This window comes from Bradyrhizobium sp. PUT101, from assembly GCF_052043945.1.
In the GTDB taxonomy this organism is placed as follows: domain Bacteria; phylum Pseudomonadota; class Alphaproteobacteria; order Rhizobiales; family Xanthobacteraceae; genus Bradyrhizobium.
Genome location: NZ_CP197207.1, coordinates 1,856,854 through 1,870,576 on the forward strand (window position 1 = coordinate 1,856,854; position 13,723 = coordinate 1,870,576).

Annotated in this window: 12 protein-coding genes; 4 read left to right on the plus strand and 8 right to left on the minus strand. The window is 63.5% G+C overall.

Features of this window, described 5'->3' with window-relative positions; all coding sequences use genetic code 11:
• Nucleotides 1–63 precede the first annotated feature (63 nt).
• From ACSHT2_RS09165 to ACSHT2_RS09175, 3 genes are all read right to left on the minus strand, one after another.
• Nucleotides 64–987: an ABC transporter ATP-binding protein gene (locus ACSHT2_RS09165; RefSeq protein WP_440641275.1), complete on the minus strand. Its 924-nt coding sequence runs from the start codon at nt 985–987 to the stop codon at nt 64–66.
• A gap of 5 nt (nt 988–992) precedes the next feature.
• A complete protein-coding gene (gene ntrB, locus ACSHT2_RS09170; RefSeq protein ID WP_319329627.1) occupies nt 993–1,832 on the minus strand; it encodes a nitrate ABC transporter permease in 840 nt (279 codons plus the stop codon).
• A gap of 79 nt (nt 1,833–1,911) precedes the next feature.
• Nucleotides 1,912–3,294, minus strand: a complete 1,383-nt coding sequence (locus ACSHT2_RS09175; protein ID WP_440641276.1) for a CmpA/NrtA family ABC transporter substrate-binding protein — start codon at nt 3,292–3,294, stop codon at nt 1,912–1,914.
• Nucleotides 3,295–3,454: 160 nt separating this feature from the next.
• Here ACSHT2_RS09175 and ACSHT2_RS09180 point away from each other — a divergent pair, with 160 nt between their 5' ends.
• Complete coding sequence (locus ACSHT2_RS09180) at nt 3,455–5,401, plus strand: sigma 54-interacting transcriptional regulator (protein WP_440641277.1); 1,947 nt, start codon at nt 3,455–3,457, stop codon at nt 5,399–5,401.
• A gap of 117 nt (nt 5,402–5,518) precedes the next feature.
• Here the strand turns inward: ACSHT2_RS09180 and ACSHT2_RS09185 are convergent, their stop codons facing one another.
• Genes ACSHT2_RS09185 through ACSHT2_RS09195 form a run of 3 tightly spaced genes read right to left on the minus strand, consistent with a single transcriptional unit; the run spans nt 5,519 to nt 8,177 of the window.
• Nucleotides 5,519–6,397, minus strand: a complete 879-nt coding sequence (locus tag ACSHT2_RS09185; RefSeq protein ID WP_440641278.1) for a sulfurtransferase — start codon at nt 6,395–6,397, stop codon at nt 5,519–5,521.
• 51 nt (nt 6,398–6,448) lie between these two features.
• Nucleotides 6,449–7,603 carry an acyl-CoA dehydrogenase family protein gene (locus tag ACSHT2_RS09190; RefSeq protein WP_440641279.1) on the minus strand — a complete coding sequence of 385 codons (1,155 nt, stop codon included), beginning with the start codon at nt 7,601–7,603 and terminating at the stop codon, nt 6,449–6,451.
• 31 nt (nt 7,604–7,634) lie between these two features.
• Nucleotides 7,635–8,177 carry an OsmC family protein gene (locus tag ACSHT2_RS09195; protein ID WP_440641280.1) on the minus strand — a complete coding sequence of 181 codons (543 nt, stop codon included), beginning with the start codon at nt 8,175–8,177 and terminating at the stop codon, nt 7,635–7,637.
• 247 nt (nt 8,178–8,424) lie between these two features.
• Here ACSHT2_RS09195 and ACSHT2_RS09200 point away from each other — a divergent pair, with 247 nt between their 5' ends.
• Nucleotides 8,425–9,078, plus strand: coding sequence for a TetR/AcrR family transcriptional regulator (locus ACSHT2_RS09200; protein WP_440641281.1), 654 nt, complete (start codon nt 8,425–8,427; stop codon nt 9,076–9,078).
• Between the two features lie 135 nt (nt 9,079–9,213).
• Here the strand turns inward: ACSHT2_RS09200 and ACSHT2_RS09205 are convergent, their stop codons facing one another.
• Nucleotides 9,214–10,074, minus strand: a complete 861-nt coding sequence (locus tag ACSHT2_RS09205; protein ID WP_440641282.1) for a LysR family transcriptional regulator — start codon at nt 10,072–10,074, stop codon at nt 9,214–9,216.
• Here ACSHT2_RS09205 and ACSHT2_RS09210 point away from each other — a divergent pair.
• The gene (locus ACSHT2_RS09210; protein ID WP_440643051.1) at nt 10,006–10,368 is read left to right on the plus strand and encodes a hypothetical protein; all 363 of its coding nucleotides are present in this window, start codon (nt 10,006–10,008) and stop codon (nt 10,366–10,368) included. The genes ACSHT2_RS09205 and ACSHT2_RS09210 overlap by 69 nt on opposite strands.
• A gap of 169 nt (nt 10,369–10,537) precedes the next feature.
• Nucleotides 10,538–12,199: an amidohydrolase gene (locus ACSHT2_RS09215; RefSeq protein ID WP_440641283.1), complete on the plus strand. Its 1,662-nt coding sequence runs from the start codon at nt 10,538–10,540 to the stop codon at nt 12,197–12,199.
• A 150-nt stretch (nt 12,200–12,349) separates the two neighbouring features.
• Here the strand turns inward: ACSHT2_RS09215 and ACSHT2_RS09220 are convergent, their stop codons facing one another.
• Nucleotides 12,350–13,618 carry a tetratricopeptide repeat protein gene (locus tag ACSHT2_RS09220; protein WP_440641284.1) on the minus strand — a complete coding sequence of 423 codons (1,269 nt, stop codon included), beginning with the start codon at nt 13,616–13,618 and terminating at the stop codon, nt 12,350–12,352.
• Nucleotides 13,619–13,723 lie beyond the last annotated feature (105 nt).

The following is a 13,723-nucleotide window of genomic DNA, read 5'->3' on the forward strand; positions in this document are numbered from 1 at the left end:
CTCTTCAAAAGCATGATCCGGAAAGGTGTGAAGCGGCTTTCCGTAGATCATGCGTCTACAGATTCACGCGGTCAGTCCAGGATTGGTCCCGGAGTTCCAGGTCTGTCGTTGCTCTTCGCTGGCGGACGCGATCGTCAGCCCGGGCTTGCCGATGTGCACCATCGGCACGTTGCGTGGATCGTGATCGGGTGTCTCGGCGACGAAGGTCTTGCTGCGCGTCACCAGGAAATCGATGATGTGGTTGCGCAGGGCGTAGTAGAGCGGATGGCGGTGCAGATCGGTACGGCCGCGGTCTCGCGGCAGCGGGTTCTCGACCACCTCGGCCAGCACCGCGCCGGGACCGTTGGTCATCAGGAAAATCTTGTCGGCGAGATAGATCGCCTCGTCGACGTCGTGGGTGATCATGAACGTGGTCTGCCCGGTCTCCAGACAGATGCGCCGCACCTCGTCCTGGAGCGTGCCGCGCGTCAGCGCGTCCAGCGCCGAGAACGGCTCGTCCATCAGCATCATCTTCGGCGTGATCGATAGCGCCCGCGCGATGCCGACGCGCTGCTTCATGCCGCCCGACAGCTCCGACGGCCGCTTGTGCTCGGAGCCGGAGAGACCGACGAGATCGATGAATGTCTGCGCATGCGCCCTCACCTTGGCGCGATCCCAGCGCCGCCATTTCGAGCTGACGGCATAAGCGACGTTGCCGAGCACGGTGCGCCAGGGCAGCAGCGCATGGCTCTGGAAGATCACGGCGCGGTCGAGGCTGGTGCCCGAAATCGCCTGCCCGTCGACGATGACGGCCCCCTCGCTCGGCGCATCGAGCCCAGCGAGGATGTTGAGCACCGTCGTCTTGCCGCAGCCGGAATGGCCGATCACGCAACAAAACTCGCCGCGCGCCATCGAGAGCCAGAGATTCTCGAACACGGTTGTCGTCGCGCCGCCCGCGCCGGGATAACGCTTGGCGATGCCTTCGATGGAGATGAACTTGTTGGTCATCGTCTCTACTCCGGAAACGTGACCATGCGCGTGAAGCGCGCCAGGATCTGGTCGAGCAGCATGCCGACGACCCCGATCAGCAGGATCGCGATGATGACGTTGGTGATCGATAGATTATTCCACTCGTTCCAGACGAAATAGCCGATGCCGGTGCCGCCAACGAGCATCTCGGCCGCGACGATGACGAGCCAGGCGATCCCGATCGAGATGCGCATGCCGGTCAGGATCGTCGGCGCCGCCGCAGGCAGGATCACGGTGAAGGCGCGCCTGACGGTCCCGACCTCCAGCGTCCGCGCGACGTTGATCCATTCCTTGCGCACGCTGGCAACGCCGAAGACGGTGTTGAGCAGCATCGGCCAGATCGAGCAGATGAAGATGACGAAGATCGCGGAGACCGAGGAATCCTTGATGGTGTAGAGCGCGAGCGGCATCCAGGCCAAAGGCGAGATCGGCTTCAGCACCTGGATGAAGGGATCGAGCGCCTTGCTGAGCAGCGGCGACATTCCGATCAGGAAGCCGAGCGGGATCGCAACCAGCACGGCCAGCAGATAGCCGATGCCGACGCGAGCGATCGAATAGCCGAGTTGGATGCCGAGCCCTTTGTCGTTCGGCCCGTTGTCGTAGAACGGCCGTCTCAGGTGCTCCCAGAGCTTGGCGCCGACGTCGAGCGGTCCGGGCATCGCCGATTTGCCCTGCGTCGCGGTCAGGCCCATCAGCTTGGCGTATTCCGGACTCATGGTAGCGACGGGGCCCGTCGAGCGCGTGGCGAGATGCCAGACGCCGAGAAACGCGGCGAGCAGCACGATGGAGACGAGGCCGGCACGGAGACGGAGGGAAGATGTCATCGCGCAAGCCCTCTCCGCGCGTCGTCCCGGCGAATGGGTCCCGGCATTCGCCGGGACGACGATGGCAAGAGGGGCATGCTCACGACGCCTTCCTGATCTTGAAGCTCGCCACATAATCCTCGGGCTTGGCCGGATCGAACGTCTTGCCCATCACCGCGAACGATTTGTACGCACTGCTGGGGGGCGTGAGGCCCATCTCGGTCATCAGCTTCTTCGTATCGGTGGCGAGATACACCTGCTCGGCGATCGCCTTGTAGTCGACCTCGCCCTTGATCTGGCCCCAGCGCTTCATCTGCGTCAGCATCCAGACCGCGAAGGACTGCCAGGGGAACGGATCGAAATCGACGCGCTTTGGATCGGTCTTCACCCCGCCGAGGCCGTCAGCGTAGGTGCCGGTCAGAACCTGCTCCAGCACCGTGACCGGCGCGTTGATGTAGTTGGCCGGCGCGATCGCTTCCGCGATCTGTTTGCGGTTCTCCGCCTTCGACGCATAGGCGGTGGCATCGACGATGGCCCGCGTCAGCGCCGCAAAGCTGTTCGGCGCGCTCGTGATGAATTCGCGGCTGGCGGCGAAGCTGCAGCAGGGATGGCCGTCCCAGATCTCCTTCGACAGGATGTGCATGAAGCCGACGCCGTCATAGATCGCTCGCTGGCAGATGTTGTCGGGCGCGAGAAAGCCGTCGATGTTGTCGGCGCGCAGGTTCGCGACCATCTCGGGCGGCGGCACCGAGCGCAGCTGCACGTCGGTATCAGGATCGATCCCGTGCTCGGCCAGATAATACCGCAGCAGATAGTTGTGCATGGAATAGTCGAAGGGAATGGCGAACTTCATTCCCTTCCAGTCTTTCGGGTCGCGCTTGTCCTTGTGCTTCATCGCAAGCGTGATGCCCTGCCCGTTGATGTTTTCGATCGCGGGGACGGCGAAGGGAATGGCGTTCGAGCCGAGGCCGAGCGAGATCGCGATCGGCATCGGCGCCAGCATGTGCGCGGCGTCGTATTCCTTGTTGATGGTCTTGTCGCGGACCACGGCCCAGCCGGCGGTCTTGACCACTTCGACGTTGAGGCCGTGCTTCGCATAGAAGCCGAGCGGCGCCGCCATGATGATCGGCGTCGCACAGGTGATCGGGATGAAGCCGACCTTGAGGTCCTTCTTCTCGGGCGCGCCGGTCTCGGCGAACGCTTCAGTCGCGGTCCGAAGCGGGAAGAATTGCGACAGCGCCGCGAGCGCGGTCGACGCACCGACCGATTTCAGGAAGGCTCGGCGCGCCACGTCCTGCGGAAACATCGCGCGCATCACTGCAGAGGCAACGACGCCCTCGTAGCGCTTCTCCTCGCTCTCGGCGGGCTGGCAACGCAGCGCCGTGGCTGCCTGGTCATGCTCTGCCGCGGATCGGTGCTGGCCACAGGCACAGCCAGCCCGAAGGTTGCGGTCGGGATCAAACGGATTGTCGAACGTGGACATCGGCCCTCCTGCGCGTCGTTGCGAGGAAGAATTACGCAAGGAGCATGCCACGGCCTCCAGATCGGCCAGCGCCTTGACGACGCAGCACTTTCGATCGAGCTTGGTCACTACGAAAATTCGTGATAAACGAGTTTTCGTAGTTCAATTACGAGATTTCGCAATGGCAACGACGCCAATGCCCGTCCACGACGATGTGGCTCCCTCCATCGATCCGCGCGTCGCAGCGTTCGAATCCTCGGTCGAGGCGACGCTGCTGGTCGATCCCTTCAGCGACCAAATCGTCGACGCCAATCCGGCCGCCTGCGCCCTGCTCGGCTATGACCGCGCGCTGCTGCGGCAGACCAGGCCCAGCACGCTCCACGCCGGCGAGCTTCCGGCCCTCACCGTCTTCACCCAGGCCGTGCTGCACAAGGGCGCCTACTGGACCACGGCGCTCACTCCCCGCCACGCGACGGGGCAAGATCTCCAGCTCGAATATGCAGGCTGCATGCTGCCGCATGACGGCCGCACGCTGCTGCTGCTCACACTGACCGATCTCGACGCCCGCCGCCGGCGCAATGTCGATGCCGCCGCCGAAGATCACATGCGCAGCGGCATATCGACTTGGCAGCGGGTCGAGCGCGTCTTTCAGGACATCGAGCGCGAGAACCAGCTGATCCTGCGCGCCGCCGGCGAAGGCATCTATGGTGTGAACGCGGAAGGAAAGACCACCTTCGTGAACCCGGCGGCGGAGCGGATGCTGGGCTGGACCGCCGAAGAGCTGGTCGGCAAGGAGATCCACCCGATCGTGCACCACACCCACCACGACGGCCGGCACTATCACAACCATGACTGCCCGATCTATGCGGCGTTCCGCGATGGCGCCGTGCATCAGGTCGACGGCGAGGTGTTTTGGCGCAAGGACGGCTCGCCGGCCTGGGTCGAATACACCTCCACGCCCATCCGCGACCGCGGTGTCGTGGTCGGCGCGGTCGTCGTGTTTCGCGACGTCAGCCAGCGGCGCGAGGCCGACGAGAAGCTGCACGCGGCGCTTGCCGAAGTCGACCGTCTGCGCGAGCGGCTCGAGCTGGAAAACGCCTATCTGCAGGAGGAGATCCGCATCGAGACCAATCCGCGCGGCATCATCGGCGGAAGCGAGGCGATCCAGAAGACGTTGCGCCAGGTCAAGCTGGTGGCGCCGACCACGGCGGCGGTGATGATCACCGGCGAATCCGGCACCGGCAAGGAGCTGATCGCGCGCGCCATCCACGAGGACTCGACCCGCAGCGACCGGCCGCTGATCCGGGTCAACTGCGCCGCGATCCCCCGCGAATTGTTCGAGAGCGAGTTCTTCGGCCATGTCCGCGGTGCCTTCACCGGCGCAACCCGCGATCGCATCGGCCGCTTCGAGCTCGCCGACGGCGGCACGCTGTTCCTCGACGAGGTCGGCGAAATTCCGCTCGAGCTCCAGGGCAAGCTGCTGCGCGTGTTGCAGGAAGGCCATTTCGAGCGCGTGGGCGAGGCGCGCACGCGCGCGGTCGACGTCCGCGTCATCGCCGCGACCAATCGCGACCTCAAGCAGGAAGTCCAGCGCGGCCGTTTCCGCGAGGACCTCTATTTCCGCCTCAACGTGTTCCCGATCGAGACCGTCCCCTTGCGCGAACGGCGCGAGGATATTCCGTTGCTCGCCCAGCACTTCCTGACGCGCGAGGGCAAGGCGCTGAAGTCGAACCTGCGTCTGTCCGAGGGCGATGCGCGGCGACTGACCCGCTACGACTGGCCCGGCAATGTCCGCGAATTGCAGAATGTGATCGAGCGCGCTGCGATCCTGTCCCAGAACGGCCGTCTGCGCATCGATCTGCCCGACGGCTCCGGCGCGCAAGTTCTGACCGGCGCCGCACGCCCGAAGGCCGATGCGCGCCCGACGGTCATGACCTCATCCGAGATGCGCGACCACGAGCGCGCCAATATCCTGGCTGCACTCGAAGCCTGCGCAGGCAAGGTGTTCGGCCCCAGCGGTGCCGCCGAGATGCTCGACGTCAAGCCGACCACCTTGGCCTCGCGGATCAAGGCGCTGGGAATTGCGCCTCGTCCGCGGGCAACGCATCCTTCGAGACGCCCGCTTTAGGCGGGCTCCTCAGGATGAGGGCGGAGTGCGCGGCAGCAGTTTCAACACGCACCGATGCCGCTTAGCCTCATCCTGAGGAGACCGCGAAGCGGTCGTCTCGAAGGACGAGGCGCGCGCTCACGCCGCCTTGGTCGTGACACCCGTTGCGACCGGCAATCCCTGCTCGATCGGCAGCGACGGATCGCGCGACCATTCGTTCCAGGAGCCGAAATACATCCGCACGTCCTTCACGCCGGCGTTCTTGAGCGCCAGGAACGTGTTCGAGGCGCGCGCGCCCTTGAAGCAGTAGAGGTAGACCGGCGTCGTCTGCGAGATGCCGACGGTGGCGCATTCGGCAAGGATCTCGTCCTTGGACTTGAAGCGCGGGCCCTCGGCCGTCGGCTTCATCATGCGGTACCATTCCAGCCACACGGCGCCGGGAATGCGGCCCTTGCGCGGGCAAAAATCCTTCCCATAGGGAGAAGAGCTGTCGCCGATCCACTCGTCGACGTCGCGCACGTCGAGGATCGCGATGCCCGGCTTGCCGACGGCGGCGAGCATGGTCTTCGCATCGATCAGGATCTCGCCCGCTTCAGGCACGATCGGGAACGAGGCCTTCACCGGGGTCGGAACGTCCTTGGTCACCGGCAAGCCCGCGGCTTCCCAGGCATCGAAGCCGCCGTGCAGCACCTTCACTTTGGGATAGCCGAGCATGGTGAGGAGATAATAGCCGCGGCAGGACTGGCCGAAGCCGGAGTTCATCGACTGCTCGTAGACCACGGCCGTTTCCTTGCCGGAGAGACCGGCGGCGCCGAAAGCGTCGGCGAATTTGCTCTTCAGCTCGCTGATGCCCTCGGGCGTCGAGGTCGCAAGGAACGTGAAGATGTCGTGCACGTTCACGGCATTGGGCAGGTGCCCGGCGCCATAGGCGTCGGGATTGCGGGTGTCGATCACGACACACGGTTCGGTCTTCAAGAGATCGGCAAGTTCGCTGGCAGAGATCAGAACGTCCGTCATTGGCAGCCTCTCCGTTGAGGTTAGGTGGTCTTCGGGGTGGACTCGTGAAGCTCAGGTGTCGACGAGCATCTTGCGCAGCTGCTTGGTGGCAGGCGTGACGATCGCGACGAAATAGGCCTCGCGCATGCGCCGCTGCGCGCGGTGGCTCTTCAGGTAGCCGCGCGCGCCACAATGCAGCATCGCCGCATGCGCCGCCGCGACGCTGGCCTCGCCGGCGCGAAGCCGCAGCGCGATCACCTTGCGCCAGTAGGTTTCCTCCTCGTTGTAGGGATCGCGCGCCAGCGCCATGGTCTCGGCCTCGAGCTCGGCGGCGAGATCGCGGAAATGCACCGGCTGCTGCGGCAGATAGCGGTTGATATGACCGAGGGGACTGCCCACCTCGTCCATGATGTTGATGCAATCCTTGATGAGGCCGAGCGCCATGCCGGCCTGGAGCAGGATGAAGCCGGCGCGGATCTTCTTGACGAAGGGCCCGGCAGGATCGGCCAGGATCAGATCATCCGGCACGAACGCGTCGCGGAACTGCACGCCATAGGTGCCGGTGCCGTCCATGGCGAGGAACGGCTTGCACGGCGTCAGCGTGATCGCAGGGTCCGAGCAGTCGGCCAGGAACATCACAGTACCCGGCTCGCCACCTGCGATGCCGGGCTCGCCACTTGCGATGCCCTGATCGTCCTCTCGCTCGAAGATGGTGCCGAAATAATGGTCGGGACCGAGATTGGAGACCCAGGGCAGCGCGCCGCGCACGATATAGCCGCCCTCGACCTTGCGCCCCTTCAGCTTCAATTTCTCGATGCCGAAGAAACTCTTCATGGGGTTGGAGAGTCCGGTGCCGCCGAGCACGCGCCCCGTCGAGAAGGCATCGCCGAAGCGTTTGGCGAGCTTCAGGTTCGTCGAGTTTGCCGCGTACCAGACCAGGGTGTCCTGGCACCAGGCCATGAAAGCCGTGGCCCCGCAGACTTCCCCAATCGCGGCCATCGCCTGGATGGCGCAGCGCAGATCGGCGGGCCCTTCGTGAGGCACGTGACTGCCCCACGCTCCGACCGCGCCGAACTTGCGCAGCACCTCGGCCGGATAAACCGTACCGTCGTCAATGCCGGCGGCGAGCGGCGCGAGCTGCTCGCGCGCGATCCGCGCCACCTCGCCCGCAATGGACGGTGCGGGCTGATCCAGAACTGCGGCCTGCGATAAAGCCAGTGAACCCATGATCGTCTCCCGCACCTTGTCCTGCTTGCAGCTAAATGCCGACTTCGAGATTGACGGGGCGGGTGAAGGTGTTGGCGACCGGCGACCATTTCTTCACATGCGTGACCAGCGCGTTGATCTCGTCCGGCGAGACGCCCTCGCATTCCATGTCGACCTTGACGCGGACATCGGTGAATCCAACGGGCTTGTCGGTGATGTCGCCGGTGCCCCAGACCGCGGTGATGTTGAGATCGCCTTCGAGCTCCAGCTCGAGCTTGTTGACGATCCAGCCGCGGTGCACGGCATTGGCGTGGAGGCCGACCGCGAGGCAGGAGCCGAGCGCGGCGAGCGAGGCTTCGGACGGATTGGGCGCGGTGTCGTCGCCCAGCAGCCCCGGCGGCTCGTCGACGATGTAGGGCGGCAGGTTGCGGATGTAGTTGGCGTGGCGGAATTTACCTTCCGCGACCGTCTTGCACTTCAAGGTCTTGATGACCTTCGGATTCGCCTTGCCGTTGGCGATCAGTTGCTCGAGCCCATTCTTGTCGATGGGCGCGAGGCACCCCGTCAGCACTGTCTTTTGAACGACGGCAGTCATCAGTCTTCTCCCTGGCAGAAGTGGAAATCGGTAGGATACCGAACGGTCTGTTTCCTTGCATGGAGCGTGCCAGAAGCGGCCAAAAGCGAAATGCGAAGCATTGGAGCCGTTTAAGCGTCGCTGCCTGCGGATTGATCAGCCCCCTCCTGCCCAAAGGCGGAGCAGATGCGTGGGCGGATGCGAATCTTTTCGGCGCCAATCAGATGCGACTTGCTGATGTGATGCAGCTGCGATTAAGTTGCAGCTTATGGCAAAGACGTCATCGAAGAAGAATTCGAACTCGCCTCACGCTGGCGCAGGCGACGACGAATCCGCGCGTGGGCGCCTGCTCAGTGCCGCGACGCATCTGTTCTGCAAGAACGGCATCAACGCCACCGGCATCGATGCGATCATCGAGGAAGCCGGCACCGCGAAGACCACGCTGTATAAATTGTTTGGCTCCAAGACCAATCTCGTCAATGCCGTGCTGGAAAGCGAGGGCAAGCAGTGGCGCGAATGGTTCATCGGCGCCATGGAGCAGGGCGGCGGCGATGCGCAGGCGAAACTCACGCGCATCTTTCCCGCGCTGAAGAGCTGGTTTGCCGAGGAGCGCTTCTACGGCTGCCCCTTCATCAATGCGGTCGGCGAGCACGACAAGGACGCCAAGCAGTTTCGCAACATCGCGCTGAAGCACAAGAAGATCGTGCTCGGCCATATCGAGAAGCTGGCCGGCGAGCTCGGCTCGACCGAGCCTGCGGTGCTGGCCCACCAGCTCGGCCTCCTCATCGACGGCGCCATCGTCGCGGCCATGATCTCACGCGACCCGGGCGTCGCCGATACGGCGGCACTCACGGCAAGCCCCCTGCTCGGCCAGTCCAAGGCGAAGAAGAAGCGGGCGGCGGAGCAGCTCGAGGCGGTGTGAGTCCGTAGGGACGGCTAGGGAAACGCAACCGACCCCGTCCCTTCAGCGGTCACGTCAGGATTTGGATGGGCGTATCCGCTTCTCTACACAGGTGGTAGGACCCATGAGGCAGCGATCCACCTCATCATCACGCGTCTAGGCCTCGGCCATCTGCATCAAGGCCTGGCGAAAGGCCAGCGCGGCTGGTCCGAACGGCTCGTCCAGCCGGTGCGCGAGATAGGCTTCTGCGGCAACCTGGCTGCGTCGTCCGAAGGCGGTGGTGGCAAGGCGCACAAGGCGCCTTTCCCTCAGATCGCGCTCCACCTGCCAGGACGGCAGGCGGCCCCAGCCGAGCCCTGCGAGAATCATCGCGTGCTTGGTGTCCTGATTGGTGACCTGGCAGGTCTGGGGCGAAAGAACACCGAACATGCGTCCCTCGGTCAACGGTGTCGGATCGGACAAAACGATCTGCAGATGATCCGCCAGATCCTGAAGGCTGATCGTGTTGCGCGATTGCCGCCTTGCCAATGGGTGCTCAACGGAAACGACGGCAACCTGCTCGACCGACGAGATCGCCTCGAGTGCGATCCGCGGGTCGCGGAAATCCTCGCCTACCACGATCGCCAGCGAGCGCTTATCGATCAGCGACGCGATCGGTCCACCCAGCGGCTCGACTGCAAGCCTGATCGAAACCGAGGGATAGGCAGCGCGCATTTTCGTCAATGCCGCGCCAACCATGCCGATCGGAAACAATGTATCGACGGTCAACGGAAGCTCGAGTTCGCCCCCCTCGCCAAGGCCCCGGGCTCTCGCCGGCATCGCATCGACTCTGAGGAGAATGTCACGTGCGTTCGCGAGCAGCGACTGCCCCTCAGGCGTCAGTACCGGCCGGTGCCCCGTACGATCGAATAGCGCAAGGCCCAGTTCGGCCTCCAGATTCGCAATGGCATGGCTGATGGCGGACTGAACACGGGACAGCCGAACGGCGGCCGACCGAAAGCTCCCGCATTCCGCCACCGTGACGAATGTGCGCTGTGCATCCTGTTCGCGGCGGTGGGCGGCCTGATCCCGGCCGTCCTGATCTCATCAATCCCGTTGCTCGCGCCATCCGCCGCACTCATTCCTGTGGTCACCGGCCTGGTGATGCAGGGCAGCAATCTCGGCCAGGTGGCCGGACCTGTCGCCGTTGGAAGTGCAGTTGAGACCTATGGGTGGACAGCCGCACTGGCCATCATCCTGATCTCTGCGCTGCTTGCCGCCGTCGTCGCCGCATCCGCCCGCTTCGATGACGCCACTGCCCGACCAGTCTGACCCAACGCGCGACCCACTTTGCCCATCATGTGGACGCTGCCAGGCATGGAGAAGCGTTGAACCCATGTTCAATCGAAGATACCGTTGAAAATCTCCGTCCGGCAAAAGCAAGATTCAAGGGGACGTCATGGTTCGCAAGTCAACCGCATCTGCAATCCTTGCCGCGAGCATGTGGATTGCCGGCATCGCAAATGCCGAGGCGCAGCGGCCGGAGCTAAACGCACCTGACGTCGTCCTCGTAAATGGAAAGGTTCTGACGCTGGATGAGCGATCAACGGTGACGGAAGCAGTCGCCGTCACAGACGGAAAGATCCTCGCAACCGGAACCAGTGCTGAGGTAAGGGCGCTTGCAGGCGCCCGGACCCGCGTGATCGATCTGGCCGGCAAGACCGTCGTCCCCGGATTGATCGACACCCACACTCACTTCAAGGCTGCCGGCCTTGGCGATTATGTGGTCATCATGGCCAGAGCCAAGACGGTCGCCGAAGCGCTCGCGGCGATCAAGGCATTCGCTGCGAAGAAAAAGCCGGGCGAGTGGATCGTCGGTGGCGCGTGGCATCCGCCGTCACAATTGGCCGAGAAGCGCTATCTGACGAGGCAGGAGATCGACAGCGTCGCTCCGGACAATCCGGTCTATCTTCGCACCGTCGGGCATTTCTCGATGGCGAACACCATGGCTCTCCAGCGGGTCGGGATCGACAAGACCACCGAGGACCCGAATGGGGGAAAGTTTGAGCGCGACGCAGCGGGTGAATTGACCGGCCTGCTGGTGGAGACGGCGATCGATCGGGTCGAGAAGGCCGTTCCGCCCTGGACGGAAGACGACGAAATGCGGCAATTCACCATTGCCGCAGGCGCGCTGAATAGCTTCGGCATCACGAGCGTGATCGAAGGCGCGACAGAACCACGCGACATCCGTACGCTGCAGAAGGTCGTCGCAGCCGGGAAGGCCACGTTGCGCACCGGCGTGATGTTTCGACCGGAGCCGCCAGCCGACCTGACCGCATGGGAAGCCATCATGTCAGGCAATGGGGCCTCTTCTGGTTTTGGCGACGATTGGCTGAAGTTCGCCGGCATCAAGATCTTCTACGACGGCGGCATGACGCTGAAGACAGCACTCATGCGCGACGTCTATCCCGATTCACATGACAACTATCACGGCGTGGCCCAGCAGACGCCCGAGCGGCTGAAGCAACTCATCTCCATCTGCAACCGGTATGATTGGCGGGTCGGTGTCCACGTGGTGGGCGACCTCGGTATCGATCAGGTGCTCGATGCCTTCGAGGCGGTGGACAAGGAAAAATCGATCCGCGACCGCCGCTTCGTCCTCATTCACGCCAGCCTGATCCGGCCAGAACAGATGGAGCGTGCGCAAAAGCTGGGAGTTCGTGTCGATTTCCAGAATGCCTTCATGTGGGACAAGGCGGCAACGGTCGAACGATTTCTCGGGAAAGCGACTGCTGACCGCGCCGTACCGACCAGGACGTTGATCGAAAAGATGGGGCTCAACAGCCTCGGCGCCGGCACGGATTTTCCGGTCAACCCGATCAACCCCTTCCTCAACATGTACGTCATGGTGACCCGGAAGGATCCCAACGGAAACGTCTACGGCTCGGCAGAGGCCATTACGCGCGAGCAGGCCCTGCGGCTCTACACCAGCGCGGCATCGCGCTATACGTTCGAGGAAACCCGCAAAGGGACGATCGAACCGGGAAAGCTGGCAGATATGGTGGTGCTCTCCGCGGACTACACCGCCGTGCCGGAGGACCAGATCAAGGACATCAAGGTGGACATGACCATCGTCGGCGGCAAGGTTGTGTTTCAGCGCTGAGCGGCACCGGGGCGTCTGTTGCATTGGACGCGATTCGCTGCCGATCAAAAGGAAGGGCCGCAGAGTGGGCAAGGGCGCGTAGCGCCTTACCCACTTCTGCCGGCCTCATCGCTCAAGCGGGCACGCCCACCCCTACGAGACTGCTTGGGATCAGGGCTGCGTCTCCAGCTTGTGAAGCTCGGCCTTCGCTGCGGCCCATTCCACAAAGCGCTTCGGACATTCGTCCGCGGCGGCGCGCAGCAGCCGCACGGCTTGATCAGCTCCCTGCTCCAGCGCCAGCTCGCCTGCATAGAAGTTCGCTTCGCAGACCTGCTCCCTTGTCTTCCGCGTGGAATTGTCTTGCGCGGACTCGAGCAAGGCTTCGAAAGTCATCTCTCCCAGAAAGAAGCGAACGATGGGCGCGGGCCAACGTGACGGATCAATCAGCTTTGCGGCTTCACCGAGCTCACTCCCGCTGCCGCTCTTTCGCTGCGCGAGATCGAACCACAGCTGCGTATAGGCATCCTTCCGATTCAGTTCGCTCGATCGACGGAGGTCGGCAAGTGCCTCCGTCAAATGGCCGGACTGGAAGTGGATGGCCCCACGCAAGCGATGGAATGCGGGGTTATTGGGATTGATTTCGATCGCCAGGTCGATGTTCGACAATGTCTTTGCGAAATCGCCTCGGACCTGAAAAACTCTGGCACGGCCGATATAGGGCCGCGGGTCCTTCGGGTTGAGCTGGACCGCGCGGTCGAAGTCGGCCAATGCAAGATCGGTCTGGCCCCGTGCGAGATAGATGTCGGCCCGGCAGAATTGGCCGATCCAATGGTTTGGGCCGATCTCGATCGCTCGCGCACAATCGGCTAAGGCGCGATCCGACTCGCCCTTTGTCTCATAGGCAAAGCTGCGGCCGATATAGGCATGGACATTGTCCGGATGGACCAGAAGGGCCCGGTCATAGTCGGCGATGGCGCGATCGACATCGTCCGTCACGTACAGCCGCGCACGCCCAAGATACGCATAGGTATTCCTGGGATCGAGCTCGATGACCTTGTCGTAATCCGCAAGCGCGGCTTCGTTGTCGCGTCTCTGGACGTATGTGGAAGCTCGATAAAGGCGCGCGTTCACATTGTCCGGATCGCGCTCGATGATCTGGTCGTAGTCCGCGATCGCAAGATCGATCTCACCCTTCTGGCGGTAGAACATGGCGCGGCGGAAGAGCGCCATGACGACGCCTTGCTGGATGCCCGTCGCCGCCTGGATAATTGCGGTGCAGCCCGCAATGCGGTCATCGACGCTGACATTCCCGACCGCGTTGCACTTGGCGGCCAGCGGCATTTCAGCACGAGCGCCTGATATATCGAGCAGGACACTCAGCGCCACAACACCGAAGCTTGCTGCCGCACAAACCTGTGCGCGGCCCACAATCCCAAACATGTCGTCCCCACTCAATTCCCGGGGACTTCATAGCAACCAATCTTGTCTCTGCACAACCCTTGATTGCGGCCTTGCACGCGGCGGGTCAGTCTGGCCAACGCTCAA

Coding starts and splice junctions, on each gene's coding strand:
- ACSHT2_RS09165 (WP_440641275.1), bottom strand. CDS start 987: ATGACCAACAAGTTCATCTCCATCGAAGGCATCGCCAAGCGTTATCCC.
- ntrB (WP_319329627.1), bottom strand. CDS start 1,832: ATGACATCTTCCCTCCGTCTCCGTGCCGGCCTCGTCTCCATCGTGCTG.
- ACSHT2_RS09175 (WP_440641276.1), bottom strand. CDS start 3,294: ATGTCCACGTTCGACAATCCGTTTGATCCCGACCGCAACCTTCGGGCT.
- ACSHT2_RS09180 (WP_440641277.1), top strand. CDS start 3,455: ATGGCAACGACGCCAATGCCCGTCCACGACGATGTGGCTCCCTCCATC.
- ACSHT2_RS09185 (WP_440641278.1), bottom strand. CDS start 6,397: ATGACGGACGTTCTGATCTCTGCCAGCGAACTTGCCGATCTCTTGAAG.
- ACSHT2_RS09190 (WP_440641279.1), bottom strand. CDS start 7,603: ATGGGTTCACTGGCTTTATCGCAGGCCGCAGTTCTGGATCAGCCCGCA.
- ACSHT2_RS09195 (WP_440641280.1), bottom strand. CDS start 8,177: ATGACTGCCGTCGTTCAAAAGACAGTGCTGACGGGGTGCCTCGCGCCC.
- ACSHT2_RS09200 (WP_440641281.1), top strand. CDS start 8,425: ATGGCAAAGACGTCATCGAAGAAGAATTCGAACTCGCCTCACGCTGGC.
- ACSHT2_RS09210 (WP_440643051.1), top strand. CDS start 10,006: ATGGCTGATGGCGGACTGAACACGGGACAGCCGAACGGCGGCCGACCG.
- ACSHT2_RS09215 (WP_440641283.1), top strand. CDS start 10,538: ATGTGGATTGCCGGCATCGCAAATGCCGAGGCGCAGCGGCCGGAGCTA.
- ACSHT2_RS09220 (WP_440641284.1), bottom strand. CDS start 13,618: ATGTTTGGGATTGTGGGCCGCGCACAGGTTTGTGCGGCAGCAAGCTTC.